We start from the raw sequence: 20,772 nt of genomic DNA, 5'->3' as shown, positions 1-20,772 counted from the left end.
CGAGGAGAAGGCAGCATGAGCACCCCCACCGAGCAGCTGGTCCAGCACGGCGTCAGCATCTGGCTCGACGACCTGTCGCGTGAGCGCATCACGTCGGGCAACCTGACCCAGCTCATCTCGACCCGCAACGTCTCGGGTGTCACGACGAACCCGACCATCTTCCAGGGCGCGATCGGCGGTGGCGGGCACGCGTACGCCGACCAGCTCGCCGAGCTGGCGAAGGCGGGCGCGTCGGTGGACGACGCGATCTTCGCGGCCACCACCGACGACGTCCGCGACGCGGCCGACATCTTCCGCCCGGTCTACGACGCCACGAACGGCGTGGACGGCCGCGTGTCGATCGAGGTCTCCCCCGACCTCGCGCACGACACCGACGCGACCGTCGCGCAGGCCAAGGAGCTGTGGGCCACGGTCGACCGCCCCAACGTGCACATCAAGATCCCCGCGACGAAGGCCGGCCTGCCGGCGATCACCGCGGTGCTCGCCGAGGGCATCTCGGTCAACGTCACGCTGATCTTCAGCCTGGAGCGCTACGCCGAAGTCATCGACGCGTACCTGTCGGGACTCGAGCAGGCTCAGGCGAACGGCCACGACCTGTCGAAGATCCACTCGGTGGCGTCGTTCTTCGTGTCGCGGGTGGACACCGAGGTCGACAAGCGCCTCACCGCGATCGGCACCGACGAGGCCGCGGGCCTCAAGTCGCTCGCGGGCGTCGCCAACGCGCGCCTGGCGTACGAGCTGTTCGAGAAGGAGTTCGCCACCGACCGCGCGAAGGCCCTGACCGACGCCGGCGGCAACGTGCAGCGCCCGCTGTGGGCGTCCACCGGGGTGAAGGACCCCAACCTTCCCGACACGCTCTACGTGACCGAGCTGGTCGCTCCCGGCACCGTGAACACGATGCCCGAGAAGACCCTCGAGGCGACCTTCGACCACGGCAAGATCGCCGGGGACGCGGTGACGGGCACGTACGAGGCCGCGCACAAGGTGTTCGCCGACCTCGCCGCGGTGGGGGTCGACTTCGCCGACGTCACCCAGGTGCTCGAGGATGAGGGCGTCGACAAGTTCATCGCCTCGTGGCACGACCTGCAGGGCACCGTCAAGACCGCACTCGAGGACGCGCTCCAGGCCACCCGATGAGCTTCGACATCCACCTCTCGGGGCGCGTCAAGTCCGTCGTCGACGAGACACTGCCAGCGCTCGTCTCGAGCTTCGTGGCGTCGGGCATCACCGGCGGCGACGCCTCCCTGTGGGGCGCCGCCGCCGAGGCCGAGGCATCCCAGCGACTGGGATGGGTCGAGGCCGTCAGCGTCTCGCGCCCCCTGGTCGCCGAGATCCTGGCCCTGCGCGAGCGCCTGCACGCGCGCAACGTCACACGCATCGTGCTCGCGGGCATGGGCGGCTCGTCGCTCGCTCCCGAGGTCATCGCGCAGACGGCGGGCGTGCCGCTCGTCATCCTCGACTCGACGGCGCCCGGCCAGGTGCTCGCCGCCATCGACGGCGACGCCCAGGCAGGCGACCTGACCCGCACCGCCCTGGTGGTGGCGTCGAAGTCGGGCTCGACCGTCGAGACCGACTCCGCCAAGCGGGCATTCGAGGCCGCCTTCCGCGACCTCGGCATCGATCCGGCCGAGCGCATCGTCGTCGTGACCGACCCCGGCTCGCCGCTGGACCAGTCCGCCCGGGCCGACGGCTACACCGTCTTCAACGCCGACCCCACCGTGGGAGGCCGCTACTCGGCGCTCACCGCGTTCGGGCTGGTGCCGGCAGGACTCGCGGGCGCCGACATCTCCGAGCTCCTCGACGAGGCGGAGGCATCGCTCCTCGAGGTCTCCATCGACAGCCCCGACAACCCCGCGCTCGTGCTCGCTGCGGCGATCGCCGGCGGCGAGCCCCGGCGAGACAAGCTGGGCCTCATCACCGACGGCACGCACATCGTGGGCCTGCCGGACTGGATCGAGCAGCTCGTCGCGGAGTCCACGGGCAAGGAGGGCACGGGCATCCTTCCCGTCGTTCTGCTCCCCGTCTCTCCCGAGGTCGACGCGAAGCCGGCCGATCTTCAGATCGTGCGCCTGGTCGACGAGGCCAAGCAGTTCCACCTCTTCGAGCGCCACGAGGGCGAGATCCTCGTGAGCGGCTCGCTCGGCGCGCAGTTCGTGGTCTGGGAGTACGCGACGGCCATCGCGGGACGGATGCTGGGCATCAATCCCTTCGACCAGCCTGACGTCGAGTCCGCCAAGGTGGCCGCCCGCGGCCTGCTCGACGCGCGTCCGGAGCCGACCGCTCCGGCGTTCGCCGCCGCGGGCGTCGAGGTGCGCGTGTCGGACCCCGCGCTCGCGGCATCCGGAACCGTCGCCGGTGTGCTCGACGCACTGTGGGCCCGGCTTCCCGAAGACGGCTACGTCGCGATCCAGGCATACGTCAACCGGCTCGAGCTGTCTCAGCTGGCCGGGCTCCGCGAACTGGTCGCCGCCGACTCGGGTCGCCCCACCACGTTCGGCTGGGGCCCGCGGTTCCTGCACTCGACCGGTCAGTACCACAAGGGCGGCCCCGCGAACGGCGTCTTCCTGCAGATCCTCGAGCAGACCGACGTCGATCTCGAGATCCCCGGCCGGCCGTTCACGTTCGGCCAGCTGATCCAGGCGCAGGCCGCGGGCGACGCGGCCGTGCTCGCCGAAGGCCACGGCCGTCCGGTCGTCACCCTGACCCTCACCGACCCCCAGATCGAAGTGCTCTCGCTCTTCGAAGCGGCACAGTAGGAGTTCGACCCCCTCATGACCGTCGAGATCTCGCGCGGGCACAACCCGTTGCGCGACCCCGAAGACCGTCGCCTCAACCGCATCGCCGGTCCGAGCGCGCTCGTCATCTTCGGCGTCACGGGAGACCTCTCCCGCAAGAAGCTCATGCCCGCCGTCTACGACCTGGCCAACCGCGGCCTCCTGCCACCGGGCTTCGCCCTCGTCGGCTTCGCGCGGCGCGACTGGGAGGACCAGGACTTCGCCAAGGTCGTCTACGACGCGGTGCGTCAGCACGCGCGGACCGAGTTCCGCGACGAGACGTGGCAGCAGCTGCTCCAGGGCATCCGCTTCGTCTCCGGCGAGTTCGACGACCCGGAAGCGTTCCGCCGCCTCAAAGAGACGGTCGACAAGCTCGACACCGAGCGCGGAACGATGGGCAACCACGCGTACTACCTGTCGATCCCGCCGAAGGCCTTCCCCCTGGTGGCGGAACAGCTGAAGTCGTCGGGGCTCGTCGACGACACCGCCGACCGGCCCGACCGCTGGCGTCGCGTCGTCATCGAGAAGCCGTTCGGCCACGACCTGGAGTCTGCGCGCGCCCTCAACGACGTGCTGCGCTCGGCCTTCCCGACGGACTCGATCTTCCGCATCGACCACTACCTCGGCAAGGAGACGGTCCAGAACATCCTGGCGCTGCGCTTCGCGAACGAGCTGTACGAGCCGATCTGGAACCGCAACTACGTCGACCACGTGCAGATCACGATGGCCGAGGACATCGGAGTGGGCGGCCGCGCCGGCTACTACGACGGCGTCGGCGCCGCGCGTGACGTCATCCAGAACCACCTGCTGCAGCTCATGGCCCTCACTGCGATGGAGGAGCCCATCTCGTTCGACGCGAAGGACCTCCGCGCCGAGAAGGAGAAGGTGCTCGCCGCTGTCACGCTTCCGGCCGATCTCGCGCGCTCGACCGCCCGCGGTCAGTACGCCGGCGGATGGCAGGGCGGCGAGAAGGTGCTCGGCTTCCTCGAGGAAGAGGGGATGAACCCCCGGTCGACGACCGAGACCTACGCGGCCGTCACACTCGAGGTGAACACCCGCCGGTGGGCGGGCGTGCCGTTCTACCTCCGCACCGGAAAGCGCCTCGGACGCCGCGTCACCGAGATCGCGGTGGTGTTCAAACGCGCCCCCGAGCTGCTGTTCTCGCGCAGCCAGACCTCGGGTCAGGGCCAGAACGCGCTCGTGATCCGCGTTCAGCCCGACGAGGGCGTCACGATCCGCTTCGGATCGAAGGTGCCGGGCGCCGGCGCGCAGGTGCGCGACGTCACGATGGACTTCGGGTACGGGCATGCCTTCACCGAGGCGAGCCCCGAAGCGTACGAGCGCCTGATCCTCGACGTGCTCCTCGGTGACCCGCCGCTGTTCCCGCGCCACGAAGAGGTCGAGCTGTCGTGGAAGATCCTCGACCCCATCGAGCATTTCTGGGAAGCCCAGGGCGGACCGCTCGAACAGTACTCGCCCGGGTCGTGGGGCCCGGAATCCGCGGATGAGATGCTCGCCCGCGATGGTCGCACCTGGAGGCGCCCGTGATCGTCGACCTTCCCGACACCACCGTCAGCAAGATCTCGCGCGCACTCGTCAACGTGCGCGAGGAGGGCGGTGCGGTCGCGCTCGGCCGCGTGCTGACGCTCATCATCCTCACCCGGGAAGGCGCCGTCGAAGAGGTGATCGAGGCCGCGAACGATGCGTCTCGCGAGCACCCCATGCGCGTCATCGTGCTGATGATCCGCGACGGCGACGACAGCGAGTCGCGTCTGGACGCCCAGATCCGCGTAGGCGGCGACGCCGGCGCGAGCGAGGTCGTCACGCTGCGCGCATTCGGCGAGGCCGGCCGCTCGAACCTCGAGAGCCTGGTGACCGGACTTCTTCTCCCGGACGCCCCGGTCGTGGTGTGGTGGCCCAACCGCACACCCGACCGCATCTCGAAGACGTCCATCGGAAAGATCGCCCAGCGCCGGATCACGGATGCCGCGACGAAGTCCGACCCGTCCGCCTTCGTCGCGCGCCTCGGCGACCAGTACGCGCCTGGCGACACGGATCTCGCCTGGACCCGTCTCACCCGATGGCGCGAGCAGCTCGCCGCGATCCTCGACCAGCCGCCCTACGAGCCGGTCGTGGGCGTGCGGGTCCGCGGCGCGGCGGACTCACCGTCGACCGCACTGCTTGCGGCCTGGCTTCGCCTGACCCTCGATGTCCCCGTCGATTGGGCGTACCTGGATGCCGAGGAGTGGCCGCACGGGATCAAGTCGGTGGCGCTCATCCGTCCCAGCGGTGAGGTGCTCCTCGAGCGCCCGACGCCCGGTGTGGCCATCCTGACGCAGCCGGGCCAGCCGACCCACGACCTGGCGTTCCCACGCCGCACGCTGCGCGAGTGCCTCGCCGAGGAGCTCCGTCGCCTCGACCCGGACGTCCTGTATGGTCGAGTGATCACCGAGGGTTGGGAGTTGCTCGACCCCCCGGCGACGAAGGAGACGCACGCGAGATGAGCGGTGCCCCGGTGACCGACTTGGTCGACGCGAATGGCTGACGGCTGGGCCGAGAAGCGCGTCGTCATCAGTCCGGACCCGATCGCTCTCGCCGACTCCGTCGCGGCCCGGTTCGTCCATCGGGTGTCGAAACGACTCGATGAGGGAAAGCTCGTCCACGTCTCGCTCACCGGGGGCGCGACCGGCGCCGCCCTGCTTGCCGCCATCGCTCGGCGTCCCCGCGTCGGCGAGCTCGACTGGTCGCGCGTGCACGTGTGGTGGAACGACGAGCGATTCCTCCCCCGCGATCACGCCGAACGCAACGAGAACCAGGCGAGAAGCATCCTGCTCCACGCGCTGGACATTCCGGAGGCCAACGTCCATGCCGCACCCGCGAGCGACGACGGCGTCGACCTGGAAGGCGCAGCTGCCGCCTACTCGGCACAGCTGGCGGAGTTCCCGGGCCCGGACGGACCCTGGCCGGCCTTCGACGTGTGCTTCCTCGGCGTCGGACCCGACGGGCACATCGCGTCGCTTTTCCCGGACCGGCCCGAGATCCAGGTCACGGACGACAGCGTGGTTGCGGTCCGTGACTCCCCGACGCCGCCTTCCGACCGGATCACGATGACCCGGCCTGTGATCAACGGCTCGAAGCGGGTCTGGCTGGTGCTCTTCGGCCCCGACAAGGCGGCCGCCCTGGGGCTCGCCCTAGCCGGGGCGAGCTACGCCAGCGTGCCGGCCGCCGGGGCGAAGGGCCGCAAGCGCACGATCTTCTTCGTCGATCAGGCCGCCGCCGCACAGGTCCCGCCCGACCTCATCGACCGGGAGTATTGAGTCGAGCCGGGTCGATGCGAGGTACGAGCGTTGATGCGGCTCGACTCGAGGTTGAGTAGCGAGGAACGAGCGTATCGAAACCTCCCAGCAGACGAGAAAGCGGATGCAGAGGCATCCGCTTTCTCGTTCCTGCTCGGGTTGGCCCGGCTCAGTCCTGCCCGCGACGCTCGCGCAGCTGCTTCAGCGCGTCATCGAGGAGGGTCTCAGCCTCTTCCTCGGTGCGGCGCTCCTTCACGTAGGCGAGGTGCGTCTTGTAGGGCTCGGTCTTCGCGACAGCGGGAGGGTTCTCCTTGTCGCGGCCGGCCGGCAGTCCGGAGTGGGGTGAGTCGATGGTGTCGGGGATCTCCTCTTCGGGGATGCCCGCGGCGAAGTAGCGAACCGTCTCGTTGCCCAGGGCGTCCCAGTACGAGATGGCGACACGCTCGGCGTGGAAGCCGTGGTCCTGCTCGCCCATGGGCCCGGCACCGACACGGGTGCCGCGGATCGCGTTGCCTCCCGTAGCCATCAGAGCGCCTGGAACTTCGTGATCAGGCCGAGGGCCACGATGGAGGCGAACCAGACCAGCGCGAGAACGACCGTGAACCGGTTGAGGTTGCGCTCGGCGAGGCCGGACGAGCCGAGCGCCGACGTCATGCCGCCGCCGAACATGTCGGACAGGCCGCCACCGCGCCCCTTGTGGAGCAGGATGAGAAGGGTCAGCAGCAGGCTGGTGATGCCGAGAAGCACCTGCAGCACGAACTCGAGGATCTGCACAGTCGTTCAAGCCTTTCGCAGCGATCGATCGCCGATCGCACAAGGGACAAGTATACGTGTAGCCCGGCGGGCGGTGCTTCAGCGGGCCCGGCGGCCGTGTTCCGGGTCCGTGGGACCCGGACACCGAGCCTGCCGAAGGGGGGTCAGACGCCGACGTGCTTCTGGTACCGGATGATCGCCGCGAACTCGTCGACGACGAGGCTCGCTCCACCGACCAGCGCACCGTCCACATCAGGCTCGCGCATGAAGCTCGCGATGTTCGCCGCCTTGACCGAGCCGCCGTAGAGCACGCGGGTTCGGGCCGCAGCATCGGCGCCCAGCTTCTCGGCGATGACCTCGCGGAGCTTCGCGCAGACGTCCTGCGCCTGCTCCGGCGTCGCGGCCTGGCCGGAGCCGATCGCCCACACGGGCTCGTAGGCGACGACGATGTCGGCGTCGCCTTTCACGCCCTCGAGCGCCACGGACAGCTGGCTCACCGGCACGGCGCTCGCGCCGAACTTCTCGAGGTCCTCGCTGGTCTCGCCCACGCAGATCACCGGCACGAGGCCGTGCCTGAGAGCCGCCTGCACCTTCGACCCCACGACCTCGTCGGTCTCGTCGTGATACTGACGCCGCTCGGAGTGGCCGATGATCACGTAGCGGGCGTCGAGCTTCGCCAGGAAGGCGCCCGAGATCTCGCCGGTGTAAGCTCCGGAGTCGTGGGCCGACAGGTCCTGCGCGCCGAGGGCGAACGGGATCTTGTCGGCGTCGAGCAGGGTCTGCACCGTGCGCAGGTCGGTGAACGGCGGGAAGACCGCCACCTCGACCGAGCCGTCCTCGTGCTTGGCGTCCTTGAGCGTCCAGTGCAGCTTCTGCACGAACGCGACCGCCTGCAGGTGGTCGAGGTTCATCTTCCAGTTGCCCGCGATCAGCGGGATGCGGCTGCTCACTGCCATCCGAGGACCTCCAGTCCGGGGAGCTTCTTGCCCTCGAGGAACTCGAGGCTGGCGCCGCCGCCGGTCGAGATGTGACCGAAGGCGTCGTCCGCGAATCCGAGCTGGCGGACGGCTGCGGCGGAGTCGCCACCGCCGACGACCGACAGGCCATCCACCTCCGTGAGCGCCTGGGCGACCGCCTTCGTGCCCGCGGCGAACGGAGCGAGCTCGAACACGCCCATGGGCCCGTTCCAGAACACCGTCTTCGAGTCGCGCACGAGTGCGGCGAACCGCTCGGCGGTCTCGGGCCCGATGTCGAGGCCGAGACCGGACGCCGCGAAGGGCGTCTCCTCGATGGCGTCGGCTCGCGTCACCACGTGCTCCGCGTCGGCACCGAACTTCGACGCGACGACCACGTCGGTGGGAAGCACCAGCTCGACGCCCGACTCCTCGGCGCGCCGCATGTAATCGCGCACCGTCTCGAGCTGGTCGGCCTCGAGAAGGCTCGATCCGACCTTGTGCCCCTGGGCGGCGAGGAAGGTGAACAGCATCCCGCCGCCGATCAGCAGACGGTCGACGCGCGGCAGCAGGTGATCGATGACGCCCAGCTTGTCGCTGACCTTCGATCCGCCGAGCACCACCGTGTACGGACGCTCCGGGTTCTCGGTCAGGCGGTCGAGGACGTCGACCTCCTTCTCGATGAGGAAGCCGGCAGCCGACGGGAGGATCTCGGCAAGGTCGTAGACCGACGCCTGCTTGCGGTGCACGACGCCGAAGCCGTCGGAGACGAGGACGTCACCCAGCGCGGCGAGCTCCTCGGCGAAGGCACGACGCGTCGCGTCGTCTTTCGCGGTCTCGCCGGCGTTGAACCGGAGGTTCTCGATGACCGCGACGTCGCCGTCTTCCAGGGCATCGACGGCCTCCCGGGCCGACTCCCCGACGGTGTCCCGCGCGAACGCGACGGGCTTGCCGAGGAGCTCCGACAGGCGCTGCGCGACGGGCGCGAGGCTGTACTTCTCGTCGGGAGCGCCATCGGGACGGCCCAGGTGCGAGCAGACGATGACGCGGGCGCCCTGGTTGATCAGGGCGTTGAGCGTGGGGAGCGTGGCCCGCACACGGCCATCGTCCGTGATGACCGCGTCCTTGAGGGGGACGTTGAGGTCAGCACGGACGATGACGCGCTTGCCGGCCAGCGAACCCAGCGTGCTGAGGGTGCGCAGGGCCATGGCTGTGACTACAGGCTCTCGGCGACGTACTCGGTGAGGTCGACGAGGCGGTTCGAGTAGCCCCACTCGTTGTCGTACCACGCCGAGACCTTCACCAGGTTGCCGCTCACGTTCGTGAGCTCGGCGTCGAAGATCGAAGAGTGCGGGTTGCCCTGGATGTCGCTCGAGACGATCGGGTCCTCGGTGTACTGCAGGTACCCGGCGAGGCGGCCGTCTGCGGCAGCGGCCTTGTACGCCTCGTTGACCTGCTCGACCGTGAGGCCCTCGGTGGGCGTGACGATGGTGAGGTCGACGATCGAGCCCGTGGGAACCGGAACGCGGTACGACGAGCCGCTGAGCTTGCCGTTGAGCTCGGGGAGCACGTGGCCGATGGCCTTGGCGGCACCCGTCGAGGCGGGGACGATGTTGATCGCCGCACCCCGTGCGCGACGCAGGTCGCTGTGCGGGCCGTCCTGGAGGTTCTGGTCGGCGGTGTACGCGTGGGCGGTCATCATGAAACCGCGCTCGATGCCGAACGCGTCGTTGAAGACCTTCGCGAGCGGCGCGAGGCAGTTCGTGGTGCACGAAGCGTTCGAGATGATGACGTGGTTGGCCGGGTCGTAGTCGCCCTCGTTGACGCCCATGACGACGGTCACGTCGTCGCCGGTGGCCGGGGCCGAGATGAGGACCTTCTTCGCGCCGCCGGCGACGTGCTTCTTGGCGTCCTCGGCCTTGGTGAAGCGGCCCGTCGACTCGATGACGATGTCGACGCCCAGGTCGCCCCAGGGGAGGTTGGCGGGGTCGCGCTCTTCGAAGACCTTGATGGTCTTGTCGCCCACGGTGATGGAGTCCGCGGTGTACGAGACGTCCTCGGACAGCACGCCGCCCACGGAGTCGTACTTGAGCAGGTGCGCCAGAGTCTTGTTGTCGGTGAGGTCGTTCACCGCCACGATGTCGAGGTCCGCACCCTGCGCGAGGGCTGCGCGAAGGAAGTTGCGTCCGATTCGGCCGAAGCCGTTGATGCCGATCTTGACAGTCACGGAGTTTCTCCTGAGATGTGTCGTGCGCGAATGCGCGGTTGTTGCGATGCGAACGAGGACAACGGCGTCCCGGCGGCTGTCCCGCCGGGACGGCCGCACTAACTAGGACAGTACCAGCAGGCCCGGGGTCTTCTGACGGGCGGCGTCGAGGCGCTGCGCGACGTTCTGCCAGTTCGCGATGTTCCAGACCGCCTTGACGTAGTCGGCCTTGACGTTGAGGTAGTCGAGGTAGAAGGCGTGCTCCCACATGTCGAGCTGGAAGATGGGGATCGTGCCCTGCGCGGTGTTGCTCTGCTGGTCGAACAGCTGCTGGATGATGAGCTGCTCACCGATCGGGTCCCAGCTGAGGACGGCCCAGCCCGAGCCCTGAATGCCGTTGGCCGCTGCCGTGAAGTGCGCCTGGAACTTGTCGAAGCCGCCGAAGAACTCGTCGATCGCGGCCTTCAGCTCCCCCTCGGGCTCGCCGCCGCCCTCGGGCGACAGGTTGGTCCAGAAGATCGAGTGGTTGACGTGGCCACCGAGGTGGAACGCGAGGTCCTTCTCGAGCTTGTTCACGTTCGCGAGGTTGCCGGAATCGCGCGCCTCGGCCAGCTGCTCCAGCGCGGTGTTCGCGCCCGTCACGTACGCCTGGTGGTGCTTGCTGTGGTGCAGCTCCATGATCTTGCCGCTGATGTGCGGCTCGAGTGCGGCGTAGTCGTAGGGGAGGTCGGGCAAGGTGTACTTCGCCATGTTCTCTTCTTCCTGTCGGCGCGCGCCGAAGTCCCCGGCGCAGCGAGGGTGACGGACTCATCCTACTGACCGGCAACGCCCCTGCACCGGGGTTGCTTCCCACTGTGACGTGTGGGAGACGGATGCCGCGGCTGCGGCATCCGCCCGGGCAGATCAGTCCTCGATACCCGCGGGGACGGCGGACTCGGTGCCGGGGAGGCCCTCGGCATCGGCCTTCTTGTCGGCCATGGCGAGGAGGCGGCGGATGCGGCCTGCGACGGCGTCCTTGGTGAGCGGCGGGTCGGCGTGGTGTCCCAGCTCGTCGAGGCTCGCCTCGCGGTGGGCGAGGCGCAGGTCGCCGGCCTGGCGGAGATGCTCGGGCACCTCGTCGCCCAGGATCTCGAGTGCACGCTCCACGCGGGCGCAGGCGGCGACGGCGGCCTGCGCGGAGCGCCGGAGGTTGGCGTCGTCGAAGTTGACGAGGCGGTTGACGCCCGCGCGCACCTCGCGGCGCTGGCGCATCTGATCCCACTCCGATGCCGCGCGGACGGCCCCCATGACCGCCAGCGCGGCTCGAATCGCCTCGCCCTCTCGTACGACGACGCGCGGGATGCCGCGCACTTCCCTCGCCTTGCCGGCGATGCCGAGCCGGTGCGCGGCACCGACCAGCGCCATAGCGGCCTCGGAGGACGGGCAGGTGATCTCGAGTGCGGCCGAGCGGCCCGGGTCGCTGAGCGATCCGGCCGCGAGGAACGCGCCGCGCCAGATCGCCGCGAGGTCGCCGCGCGAGCCGGTGGTGAGCTTGTTGGGAAGGCCCCGCACGGGACGGCGACGCTGGTCGAGGAGTCCCGTCTGGCGAGCCAGGGTCTCGCCGCCCTCGATCACGCGGACGGCGTAGTGGCTGCCGCTGCGAGCGCCCGAGCCCTGCACGTGGACGAGTTCGGGACGGACGCCGTACAGCTCGACCAGGTCGCGTGCCGTGCGCCGCGCGAGGATGTCGGAGTCGAGCTCGGCCTCGACCGCGACGCGGTTGGCGATCGAATGCAGCCCTCCCGAGAATCGCAGCACCGACGTGAGCTCGGCCACCCGTGCCGTCGGGCGCGGGTCTCGCACGGTGATCAGCTCGGCCTTCACGTCTGCGGTCAGCGACACGGGTCTCCTTCATGGGTCTTGCGGGAACGACCGTCAAGCCTACCCGGACGCGTCCGGCCGGCTTCTCCTCACTCCTTGCCGAGGTCGCGATGCGAGATCCGAACGGCCACGCCGGGCACGCTCGCGAGCCGCTCGGCGAGCTCGCGCACCATCACGACTGAGCGGTGCTTGCCGCCGGTGCAGCCCACGGCGACGACCGAATGGCTCTTGTTCTCGCGCTGGTAGCCCTCGAGGACGGGCCGCAGCGCCTGGCTGTAGGCGTCCAGGAATGCTCGCGCGCCCTCCTGCTCCAGCACGTACTCACGCACCTGGGGATCTTCGCCCGTGAAGGGGCGCAGCTCCTCGTCCCAGAACGGGTTGGGAAGGAAGCGCATGTCGGCCACCATGTCGGCATCCGGCGGCAACCCGTACTTGAAGCCGAAGCTCTGCAGGGTGAGGGTGTGGCGTGCAGCCCCCTCCTCGCTGAAGAGGTCTGCCACCTTGGTCGCAAGCTGATGGATGTTGTAGGACGACGTGTCGATGAGGATGTCCGCGCTCTCGCGGACGGCGGCCAGACGCGCCCGCTCCCGGCGGATGCCGTCGAGGATCGTGCCACCGTGCTGCAGCGGGTGAGGGCGGCGCACCGCCTCGAAGCGGCGCACCAGCGCATCGTCCGAGGCGTCCAGGAACATCAGCCGGATCTGACGACGCTCGCGGAGCGCGCGCATCGCGTTCGGCAGATCGGAGAAGAGGTCTCGCCCGCGCACGTCGACCACGACGGCCACGCGCGGCAGCACTCCGCCGGCGAGCTCGGTGAGGTCGAGCAGCGGCTTGAGCATCTGCGGGGGCAGGTTGTCGACGACGTACCAGTCGAGGTCTTCGAGGGCGTTCGCCGCGGTCGTTCGCCCTGCTCCCGACATGCCGGTGACGATCAGCACCTCGCCGACGTCCTGACGCGCCGTCTCAGCCATGACCACCCCCGTCCCGACAAGCCTAGTCAGTCGCGACGGCGGAGGGTTGCGCGAGGTGCGCGTGGATCGCCGCTGCGAGCTTGGGCCCGACGCCCGGCAGCTCGGCGATCTCGTCGGGCGTGGCCTTGCGGAGGGACGACACGGATCCGAAGTGACGCAGCAGCGCCTTGATCCGGGCTTCACCCAGGCCTGGAACCTCCGCCAGCACGCTCTGGATGTCGCGGCGCCGCCGCTTGCGCTGGTGCGTGATCGCGAAGCGGTGTGCTTCGTCGCGCAGCCGCTGCAGCAGGTAGAGCGCCTCCGACGTGCGAGGAAGGATCACCGGGTACTCCTCCCCCGGCAGCCACACCTCCTCGAGGCGCTTGGCGATGCCGCACAGCGCGACCTCCGCGTGGCCGGCGTCTCGCAGGGCCTGCGCTGCTGCCTCGACCTGCGGCTTTCCACCGTCGACGACGAGGAGCTGCGGACGGTACGCGAACCGCGGGCGACGGCGTTCCGTGATCACCGGGCCCTCGGTCTCCACCGCCTCCCCGCTCGATGGACGGGTGGAGGCAGCCGCCGGAGCGAGTGGGCGCTCTGCGCCCGTACCGAGATCTTCCGCCTCGTTCTCTTCGGGGCGATCGAGGTACGCCAGCCGGCGTCGAAGCACCCGGTACAGGGAGTCGGTGTCGTCGGTGGTCTCTTCGACCTTGAAGGAGCGGTACTGGTCCTTGCGTGGGAGGCCGTCCTCGAACACCACCATCGACGCGACGACGTTCGTGCCGCTCAGGTGCGACACGTCGAAGCACTCGATGCGCAGCGGCGCCTCGACGAGGTCCAGCGCCTCCTGAAGATCGGTGAGCGCCTGCGTGCGCGCGACGTAATCGCTCGTGCGACGGGTCTTGTGGAGCATGAGCGCCTGCTGCGCGTTGAGGTTCGCGGTGCGCATGAGGTCGGCCTTGCGGCCGCGCTGGGCGATCTGGATCGTCACGTTCTTGCCACGACGAGTCCGCAGCCACTCCTCCAGGTCGGCGGCGTCCTCGGGCATCGACGGAACGAGCACTTGCCGGGGGATGTCGGCGCCTTCGGCGTTGCCGTAGGCGCGCTGCAGGACCTGATCGACGAGATCGCCGCCGGAGATGTCGATCTCCTTCTCGATCGTGGTCGCGCGCACGCCACGGACGCGCCCGCCGCGCACCACGAAGTGCTGGACCGTCGCGGCGAGCTCGTCTTCGGCGATGCCGAAGAGGTCGGCGTCGGTGTCGGCGGCGAGCACGAGCGCGCTGCGGTTGAGGACGGCGTCGATCGCCTGAAGCCGGTCGCGATACGTCGCGGCGGCCTCATAGTCCATCGCCGCCGAGGCTTCGCGCATGCGCGCTGTCAGGTCCTTCGTGAAGCGCTGGTCACCTCCCGACATGAACGCGATGAAGTCCTCGACGATGGCCCGATGCTCCTCGATCGTGACCTTCATCGAGCACGGACCGCCGCAACGCCCGATCTGGCCCGGGAAGCACGGGCGCCCGGTCGACATCGCCTTCTTGTAGGACGAGTCGCTGCAGGTGCGGATCGGGAAGACCTTGATCATCAGGTCGATCGTGTCGTGCACCGCCCAGACCTTCGGATACGGTCCGAAGTACTTGGCGCCCGGGATGCGGCGATTGCGGGTCACGATGACCCGAGGCGCCTCGTCGGCCAGGGTGATCGCCATGAACGGGTACGACTTGTCGTCCCGGTAGCGGACGTTGAACGGCGGATCGAACTCCTTGATCCACTGGTACTCGAGCTGGAGGGAGTCGACGTCGGTCGCGACGACCGTCCATTCCACCGACGCCGCCGTGGTGACCATCCGGCGTGTGCGCTCGTGCAGCGTGTGCAATGGCGCGAAGTAGTTCGACAGGCGCGCGCGGAGGTTCTTCGCCTTGCCGACGTAGAGCACGCGCCCGTCCGCGTCGCGGAACCGGTAGACCCCGGGGTTGGTCGGGATCTCCCCCGGCTTCGGCTTGTACGGAACGGTGGGAGCAGAGCGCGCCATGCGGCTCAGCCGGCCTTGCGCACTTCGACGGGCCCGGCATCCGCCTCCGCGCCCGCGACCTCTGCGATGGGGTGCCCGGCGGCCGCGTGCGAAGGCGCGCGCATTCCGAGAACCTCGGCGAGGAACTGGCCGGTGTGGCTCGCCTCGACGCGCGCGATGTGCTCGGGCGTGCCCGTCGCGATGATCTGCCCGCCGCCGGCGCCGCCCTCGGGCCCCAGGTCGATGACCCAGTCCGACGACTTGATCACGTCGAGGTTGTGCTCGATGACGATCACGGTGTTGCCCTTGTCGACCAGGCCGTTCAGCACCTCGAGCAGCTTGCGGACGTCTTCGAAGTGCAGACCGGTCGTGGGCTCGTCGAGCACGTAGATCGAGCGGCCGTTCGTGCGCCGCTGCAGCTCGGTGGCGAGCTTGACGCGCTGCGCCTCGCCGCCGGAGAGCGTCGTGGCGGACTGGCCGAGCCGCACGTAGCCGAGGCCGACGTCGACGAGCGTCTTGAGATAGCGGTGGATCGCCTGGATCGGCTCGAAGAACTCGGCCGCCTCGGCGATGGGCATCTCGAGCACCTCGGCGATGTTCCTGCCCTTGTAGTGCACCGCCAAGGTGTCGCGGTTGTACCGCTTGCCGTGGCACACCTCGCAGTCGACGTACACGTCGGGGAGGAAGTTCATCTCGATCTTGATCGTGCCGTCGCCCGAGCACGCCTCGCACCGGCCGCCCTTGACATTGAAGCTGAAGCGACCCGGCTGGTACCCGCGCACCTTCGCCTCGGGCGTCTCGCTGAACAGGGTGCGGATGCGGTCGAACACGCCGGTGTAGGTCGCCGGGTTGGACCGCGGCGTGCGGCCGATCGGCGCCTGGTCGACGTGCACGACCTTGTCGAGGTTCTCGAGCCCGGTCACGCGGGTGTGCTTGCCCGCGACGCGACGCGCGCCGTTCAGCCGCGTGGCGAGGACCTGGTACAGGATGCCGTTGACCAGCGAGGACTTGCCCGAGCCGCTCACGCCCGTGACCGAGGTGAGGACGCCGAGCGGGAAGTCGGCGGTGACGTTCTTGAGGTTGTTCTCGCGCGCGCCGACGACGGTCACCTGTCGCTTCTTGTCGATCTTGCGACGCTTCTTCGGGGTGGGGATCGCGCGCCGGCCCGAGAGGTAGTCGCCAGTGATCGATTCGGTGTCGGCGAGGAGCTCGTCGATGGGGCCGGAGTGGACCACTTCGCCCCCGTTGACGCCGGCGCCCGGGCCGATGTCGACGACCCAGTCGGCGGCGTGGATGGTCTCCTCGTCATGCTCGACGACGATGAGCGTGTTCCCGAGGTCGCGGAGGGCGACCAGCGTCTCGATGAGACGGCGGTTGTCGCGCTGGTGCAGGCCGATAGACGGCTCGTCGAGCACATACAGCACGCCCGTGAGGCCGGAGCCGATCTGCGTGGCGAGACGGATGCGCTGCGCCTCGCCGCCGGACAGCGTGGCGGCGGCCCGGCTGAGGCTCAGATAGTCGAGGCCGACGCGGATGAGGAAGTCGAGGCGCAGCCGGATCTCGCGCAGCACCTGCGCGGCGATCACCGCCTCACGCTCGGTCAGGGTCAGCTTCGCGAAGTACTCGCGCGCCTCGCCGAGGCTCAGGCGCGAGGCATCCGCGATCGAGTGACCGTGCACCATGACGGCCAGCACCTCGGGCTTCAGCCGGGCGCCGTCGCACACCGGGCACGGGACCTCGCGGAGGTATTCGGACCAGCGCTGCCGCTGCGTGTCGGACTCGGCCTGGGCGTACTGCCGCTCGATGTAGGGCACGACGCCCTCGAAGCCGGACGAGTAGCGCATCTCGCGGCCGTAGCGGTTCTTCCACTTGACCGTCACCTTGTAGTTCTCGCCGCGGAGCACGGCCTCACGCACCGCCGCCGGGAGCATGCGCCACGGGGTGTCGAGCGAGAAGTTCAGATCGCGGGCGAGACCTTCGAGCAGACGCTCGTAGTACTGGAACAGCCCCTTGCCCTGCGTGGTCCACGGGATGAGCACGCCCTCGCGGATCGACAGCTCCTCGTCGCCGAGCATGAGCTCGACGTCGACCGACATGCGAGTGCCGAGACCGGAACAGGCCGGGCACGCGCCGAACGGCGCGTTGAACGAGAACGTGCGCGGCTCGATCTCGGTGAGCTGCAGGGGGTGGCCGTTCGGGCACGCGAGCTTCTCCGAGAAGGACTGCCATGCGGCGTCGCCCTCTTCGTCGACGAAGTTGACCTGCATCACGCCCCCGGCGAGCGACAGCGCCGTCTCGACCGAGTCTGTGACGCGGTCCAGGATGCCGTCGGCCGCGACCAGGCGGTCGACCACGACGGCGATGTCGTGCTTGTAGCTCTTCTTCAGCGCCGGCGGCTCGGCGAGCTGGATGAGCTCGCCGTCGACGATCGCACGGGCGTAGCCCTTCGCACCGAGCTCTTTGAAGAGGTCGACGAACTCGCCCTTCTTCTGGGTCACGACGGGCGCGACGATCTGGTACCGCGTGCGCTCGGGAAGTTCCATCAGCTGGTCGGCGATCTGCTGCACTGTCTGGCGCTGGATGACCTCGCCGCACTCCGGACAGTGGGGCACGCCGATGCGAGCCCACAGCAGGCGCATGTAGTCGTGGATCTCGGTGATCGTGCCGACCGTCGAGCGGGGGTTGCGGTTGGTCGACTTCTGGTCGATCGAGACCGCCGGGCTCAGACCCTCGATGAAGTCGACGTCGGGACGGTCGACCTGGCCGAGGAACTGGCGCGCATAGGCGCTCAGCGACTCGACGTAACGGCGCTGACCCTCGGCGAAGATCGTGTCGAACGCGAGGCTCGACTTGCCCGAGCCCGACAGGCCGGTGAACACGACGAGCGAATCCCGCGGGATGTCGAGGTCGACATCCTTGAGATTGTGCACGCGGGCGCCGCGGACGCTGAGCTTTCCGCTCATGCCGCCGACGGGGTTCACGGACGCGTTTCCGGGCATGTTTCCAGGCAGGGCGACAGGGACGATGGGCACCAGACAAGTGTAGGCGGGGCCTCCGACATAGGCTCCGGAGCGCCTCCGTTCACAGGTTCGGCGCAGGTCGCCCTCGCGTTTCGGTCAGCGGGCGCCCGCGAACGGCTGCAGGGCGTCGCGCAGCGCGAGCAGCGCGGCCGCATCGGTCCCCACGCTCGCCATCACCTTGCCCGGCACCTCCAGTGCCCGCTCGCGCAGCGCGAGACCGGCCTCCGTGAGCCGCACGTCGAGCACGCGCTCGTCGTCGCCGCGCCGCGAGCGCGTCACGAGCCGCTGCGCCTCCAGCCGCTTCACCAGCGGCGAGAGCGTCGCCGGCTCGAGCGCGAGCTCGGCGGCGAGCTCGCGCAGCGAGCGAGGCGATTGCTCCCAGAGCGCGAGCATGACGAGGTACTGCGGATGGGTGAGCCCGAGGGGCTCGAGGATCGGGCGGTACAGACCGACGACATTGCGCGCGGCGGTCACCAGCGCGAAGCACACCTGGTTGTCGAGCTTGAGCAGGTCGTCGGAACTGAGGCCGGAAGCGGTCACGTCCGCGAGTCTATCGTGCGCAAATCATTAGTACACTAATTAACATGCCTGATACGGATGCCGCGCCCCGTGACCGTCGCCCGCTTCGCGAACGCGTGCGCGAGGCCGGCGGGTGGTACGCCTACCTGAACGCCAACCTGATCCGACTGGCAGGTCCGGCCGCCGTGGGCCCGTACGAGACGACTCCGCCGCCGAGCGCAGCCGAGCGCGCGGAGCACGCCTGCCCGCTGTGCGGGGCGCCGATCTCGCGGCACACGTTCGACAGGTCGGGGCCCAAGCCCCTCATGCACTGTCCTTAGCGGGGCCGGCGCGGAACGCTACGCGTGTCCTGCGCGCTCCATGGCGCGCAGCTCCTTCTTGAGGTCCTGCACCTCGTCGCGCAGTCTCGCGGCGAGCTCGAACTTGAGCTCGCCCGCCGCGGCGAGCATCTGCTGACTGAGGTCGGCTATGGTCGCTTCGAGCTGCTCGGCGCCCTCCGCGGCGAGGCCGGTTCGCCGAAGCTGCGGGGTCGGGCTCTTGCCCATGCCGGACTTCGTCTTGGCAGCCGCTTTGCCACGCAGCATCCGATCGGTGTCGGATGCTTCGCGCGCCAGCACTTCCGTGATGTCGGCGATCTTCTTGCGCAACGGCTGGGGATCGATGCCGTTGGCGGTGTTGTAGGCCACCTGGATCTCGCGGCGGCGGTCGGTCTCTTCGATCGCGTTGCGCATCGAATCCGTCATCGAGTCGGCGTACATGTGCACCTGACCCGAGACGTTTCGCGCGGCGCGACCGATGGTCTGGATGAGCGACGTGCCGCTCCGGAGGAAGCCCTCCTTGTCGGCGTCGAGGATGGACACCAGTGACACCTCGGGCAGATCCAGGCCCTCCCGGAGGAGATTGATGCCGACCAGGACGTCGTAGACCCCGGCACGCAGCTCGCTGAGAAGCTCGACGCGCCGCAGCGTGTCGACGTCGGAGTGCAGGTACCGCACCCTCACTCCGTGCTCGCCGAGGAAGTCGGTGAGTTCCTCGGCCATCTTCTTCGTGAGCGTCGTGACGAGTACACGCTCGTCGCGACCCGCGCGGATGCGGATCTCCTCCAGCAGGTCGTCGATCTGGCCCTTCGAGGGCTTGACCACGATCTCAGGATCGACGAGGCCGGTCGGACGGATGATCTGCTCCACCACTCCGTCTGCGATACCCATCTCGTACCGGCCCGGCGTCGCGGAGAGGTACACCGTCTGCCCGACGCGATCCTTGAACTCGTCCCAGCGAAGAGGCCTGTTGTCCATCGCGCTCGGCAGCCGGAAGCCGTGCTCCACGAGCGTGCGCTTGCGCGAGGCGTCCCCCTCGTACATCGCGCCGATCTGCGGCACCGTGACGTGCGACTCGTCGATCACCATCAGGAAGTCGTCGGGGAAGAAGTCGAGCAGTGTGTGCGGCGGCTCGCCCGGCATGCGGCCGTCGAGGTGGCGCGAGTAGTTCTCGATGCCCGAGCAGAAGCCGAGCTGCTGCAGCATCTCGAGATCGAAGGTGGTGCGCATGCGCAGGCGCTGTGCCTCGAGCAGCTTGTTCTGCGACTCCAGTTCTTTCAGCCGCTCCTCGAGTTCGTGCTCGATGGTGCCGATGGCCCGCTGCACGGTCTCGGTGCCGGCGGCGTAGTGCGTCGCCGGGAAGATCGGCACCGCGTCGAGTCGCTGGATCACGTCACCCGTGAGGGGGTGGAGCATGTACAGCGCCTCGATCTCGTCGCCGAACAGCTCGATGCGGATCGCGAACTCCTCGTACACGGGGATGATCTCGATCGTGTCGCCCCGGACGCGGAAGTTGCCGCGCGAGAAGTCGACGTCGTTGCGGTTGTACTGCATCGCGATGAACTTGCGGATGAGCGCGTCGCGGTCGTACCGCTCGCCCACCTGCAGCGCCACCATCGCGCGGAGGTACTCCTCGGGCGAGCCGAGGCCGTAGATGCACGACACGGTGCTGACCACGACGACGTCGCGCCGCGACAGGAGCGAGTTCGTCGTCGAGTGCCGCAGACGCTCGACCTCGGCGTTGATCGAAGAGTCCTTCTCGATGAAGGTGTCGGTCTGCGGGACGTACGCCTCGGGCTGGTAATAGTCGTAGTAGCTGACGAAGTACTCCACCGCGTTGTTCGGCATGAGCTCGCGGAACTCGTTCGCCAGTTGCGCGGCCAAGGTCTTGTTGTGCGCCAGCACCAGAGTCGGCCGCTGAACCGCCTCGACGAGCCACGCCGTCGTCGCCGACTTGCCGGTGCCCGTCGCGCCGAGGAGCACGACATCGGTCTCACCGGCGTTGATGCGGGCTGCCAGCTCGGCGATCGCCTGCGGCTGATCGCCCGAGGGGGCGAATTCGCTCACGACCTCGAACGGCCGGACGGATCGAGTGGTCTGCACCAATCCAGCG

General features: G+C 69.0%; 18 protein-coding genes. 6 read left to right on the top strand and 12 right to left on the bottom strand.

Annotation, left to right across the window (positions count from 1 at the left end; all coding sequences use genetic code 11):
• Nucleotides 1-15 precede the first annotated feature (15 nt).
• Genes tal through pgl form a run of 5 tightly spaced genes read left to right on the top strand, consistent with a single transcriptional unit; the run spans nt 16 to nt 6,091 of the window.
• Nucleotides 16-1,137 (top strand): transaldolase, encoded by a 1,122-nt coding sequence (gene tal / locus ACN9MP_RS07700; RefSeq protein WP_426325319.1) that lies wholly within the window; start codon nt 16-18, stop codon nt 1,135-1,137.
• On the top strand, nt 1,134-2,756 hold the full coding sequence (locus ACN9MP_RS07695; protein WP_426325317.1) for a glucose-6-phosphate isomerase: 1,623 nt from the start codon (nt 1,134-1,136) through the stop codon (nt 2,754-2,756). The genes tal and ACN9MP_RS07695 overlap by 4 nt, the downstream gene beginning before the upstream one ends.
• 15 nt (nt 2,757-2,771) lie before the next feature.
• The gene (gene zwf, locus ACN9MP_RS07690) at nt 2,772-4,322 is read left to right on the top strand and encodes a glucose-6-phosphate dehydrogenase (protein ID WP_426325315.1); all 1,551 of its coding nucleotides are present in this window, start codon (nt 2,772-2,774) and stop codon (nt 4,320-4,322) included.
• Nucleotides 4,319-5,278: a glucose-6-phosphate dehydrogenase assembly protein OpcA gene (locus tag ACN9MP_RS07685; protein ID WP_426325313.1), complete on the top strand. Its 960-nt coding sequence runs from the start codon at nt 4,319-4,321 to the stop codon at nt 5,276-5,278. The genes zwf and ACN9MP_RS07685 overlap by 4 nt, the downstream gene beginning before the upstream one ends.
• 33 nt (nt 5,279-5,311) lie before the next feature.
• Nucleotides 5,312-6,091 (top strand): 6-phosphogluconolactonase, encoded by a 780-nt coding sequence (gene pgl / locus ACN9MP_RS07680; RefSeq protein ID WP_426325311.1) that lies wholly within the window; start codon nt 5,312-5,314, stop codon nt 6,089-6,091.
• Nucleotides 6,092-6,239: 148 nt separating this feature from the next.
• Here the strand turns inward: pgl and ACN9MP_RS07675 are convergent, their stop codons facing one another.
• From ACN9MP_RS07675 to ACN9MP_RS07625, 11 genes are all read right to left on the bottom strand, one after another.
• Entirely contained in the window at nt 6,240-6,596 is a 357-nt protein-coding gene (locus tag ACN9MP_RS07675; RefSeq protein ID WP_426325309.1) for an RNA polymerase-binding protein RbpA, read from the bottom strand.
• A complete protein-coding gene (gene secG / locus ACN9MP_RS07670) occupies nt 6,596-6,844 on the bottom strand; it encodes a preprotein translocase subunit SecG (RefSeq protein WP_045298839.1) in 249 nt (82 codons plus the stop codon). The genes ACN9MP_RS07675 and secG overlap by 1 nt, the downstream gene beginning before the upstream one ends.
• Before the next feature lie 143 nt (nt 6,845-6,987).
• Nucleotides 6,988-7,779, bottom strand: a complete 792-nt coding sequence (tpiA, locus tag ACN9MP_RS07665; RefSeq protein ID WP_426325306.1) for a triose-phosphate isomerase — start codon at nt 7,777-7,779, stop codon at nt 6,988-6,990.
• Nucleotides 7,770-8,984: a phosphoglycerate kinase gene (locus ACN9MP_RS07660; protein ID WP_426325304.1), complete on the bottom strand. Its 1,215-nt coding sequence runs from the start codon at nt 8,982-8,984 to the stop codon at nt 7,770-7,772. Before ACN9MP_RS07660 ends, tpiA begins: the two co-directional genes overlap by 10 nt.
• 8 nt (nt 8,985-8,992) lie before the next feature.
• The gene (gene gap / locus ACN9MP_RS07655) at nt 8,993-10,003 is read right to left on the bottom strand and encodes a type I glyceraldehyde-3-phosphate dehydrogenase (protein ID WP_426325302.1); all 1,011 of its coding nucleotides are present in this window, start codon (nt 10,001-10,003) and stop codon (nt 8,993-8,995) included.
• 102 nt (nt 10,004-10,105) lie between these two features.
• Nucleotides 10,106-10,732, bottom strand: a complete 627-nt coding sequence (locus ACN9MP_RS07650; protein WP_426325300.1) for a superoxide dismutase — start codon at nt 10,730-10,732, stop codon at nt 10,106-10,108.
• Between the two features lie 153 nt (nt 10,733-10,885).
• Nucleotides 10,886-11,863, bottom strand: coding sequence for a DNA-binding protein WhiA (gene whiA, locus ACN9MP_RS07645; protein ID WP_426325298.1), 978 nt, complete (start codon nt 11,861-11,863; stop codon nt 10,886-10,888).
• A gap of 68 nt (nt 11,864-11,931) precedes the next feature.
• On the bottom strand, nt 11,932-12,813 hold the full coding sequence (gene rapZ / locus ACN9MP_RS07640; protein ID WP_426325296.1) for an RNase adapter RapZ: 882 nt from the start codon (nt 12,811-12,813) through the stop codon (nt 11,932-11,934).
• A 22-nt stretch (nt 12,814-12,835) separates the two neighbouring features.
• Nucleotides 12,836-14,824, bottom strand: coding sequence for an excinuclease ABC subunit UvrC (gene uvrC, locus ACN9MP_RS07635; RefSeq protein ID WP_426325294.1), 1,989 nt, complete (start codon nt 14,822-14,824; stop codon nt 12,836-12,838).
• 5 nt (nt 14,825-14,829) lie between these two features.
• Nucleotides 14,830-17,835: an excinuclease ABC subunit UvrA gene (gene uvrA / locus ACN9MP_RS07630; RefSeq protein WP_426325293.1), complete on the bottom strand. Its 3,006-nt coding sequence runs from the start codon at nt 17,833-17,835 to the stop codon at nt 14,830-14,832.
• Between the two features lie 84 nt (nt 17,836-17,919).
• The gene (locus tag ACN9MP_RS07625) at nt 17,920-18,363 is read right to left on the bottom strand and encodes a MarR family winged helix-turn-helix transcriptional regulator (protein ID WP_426325291.1); all 444 of its coding nucleotides are present in this window, start codon (nt 18,361-18,363) and stop codon (nt 17,920-17,922) included.
• Between the two features lie 44 nt (nt 18,364-18,407).
• On the opposite strand from ACN9MP_RS07625, the gene ACN9MP_RS07620 reads away from it, so the two are divergent.
• Nucleotides 18,408-18,662 (top strand): hypothetical protein, encoded by a 255-nt coding sequence (locus tag ACN9MP_RS07620; protein ID WP_426325289.1) that lies wholly within the window; start codon nt 18,408-18,410, stop codon nt 18,660-18,662.
• Between the two features lie 18 nt (nt 18,663-18,680).
• On the opposite strand, the gene uvrB is transcribed toward ACN9MP_RS07620, so the two are convergent.
• Nucleotides 18,681-20,762 carry an excinuclease ABC subunit UvrB gene (gene uvrB, locus ACN9MP_RS07615; protein ID WP_426325287.1) on the bottom strand — a complete coding sequence of 694 codons (2,082 nt, stop codon included), beginning with the start codon at nt 20,760-20,762 and terminating at the stop codon, nt 18,681-18,683.
• Between the last annotated feature and the right edge of the window lie 10 nt (nt 20,763-20,772).

Source organism: Microbacterium sp. E-13 (assembly GCF_049912955.1).
Lineage (GTDB): Bacteria > Actinomycetota > Actinomycetes > Actinomycetales > Microbacteriaceae > Microbacterium.
Note: the sequence above shows the minus strand (reverse complement) of the source record. Positions and strands in the feature narration are given on the sequence as shown.

What these genes read in the sequence shown, in the direction of transcription:
- tal (WP_426325319.1), top strand. Translation starts at nt 16, where the DNA reads ATGAGCACCCCCACCGAGCAGCTGGTCCAGCACGGCGTCAGCATCTGG.
- ACN9MP_RS07695 (WP_426325317.1), top strand. Translation starts at nt 1,134, where the DNA reads ATGAGCTTCGACATCCACCTCTCGGGGCGCGTCAAGTCCGTCGTCGAC.
- zwf (WP_426325315.1), top strand. Translation starts at nt 2,772, where the DNA reads ATGACCGTCGAGATCTCGCGCGGGCACAACCCGTTGCGCGACCCCGAA.
- pgl (WP_426325311.1), top strand. Translation starts at nt 5,312, where the DNA reads ATGGCTGACGGCTGGGCCGAGAAGCGCGTCGTCATCAGTCCGGACCCG.
- ACN9MP_RS07675 (WP_426325309.1), bottom strand. Translation starts at nt 6,596, where the DNA reads ATGGCTACGGGAGGCAACGCGATCCGCGGCACCCGTGTCGGTGCCGGG.
- tpiA (WP_426325306.1), bottom strand. Translation starts at nt 7,779, where the DNA reads ATGGCAGTGAGCAGCCGCATCCCGCTGATCGCGGGCAACTGGAAGATG.
- ACN9MP_RS07660 (WP_426325304.1), bottom strand. Translation starts at nt 8,984, where the DNA reads ATGGCCCTGCGCACCCTCAGCACGCTGGGTTCGCTGGCCGGCAAGCGC.
- ACN9MP_RS07650 (WP_426325300.1), bottom strand. Translation starts at nt 10,732, where the DNA reads ATGGCGAAGTACACCTTGCCCGACCTCCCCTACGACTACGCCGCACTC.
- rapZ (WP_426325296.1), bottom strand. Translation starts at nt 12,813, where the DNA reads ATGGCTGAGACGGCGCGTCAGGACGTCGGCGAGGTGCTGATCGTCACC.
- uvrC (WP_426325294.1), bottom strand. Translation starts at nt 14,824, where the DNA reads ATGGCGCGCTCTGCTCCCACCGTTCCGTACAAGCCGAAGCCGGGGGAG.
- ACN9MP_RS07620 (WP_426325289.1), top strand. Translation starts at nt 18,408, where the DNA reads ATGCCTGATACGGATGCCGCGCCCCGTGACCGTCGCCCGCTTCGCGAA.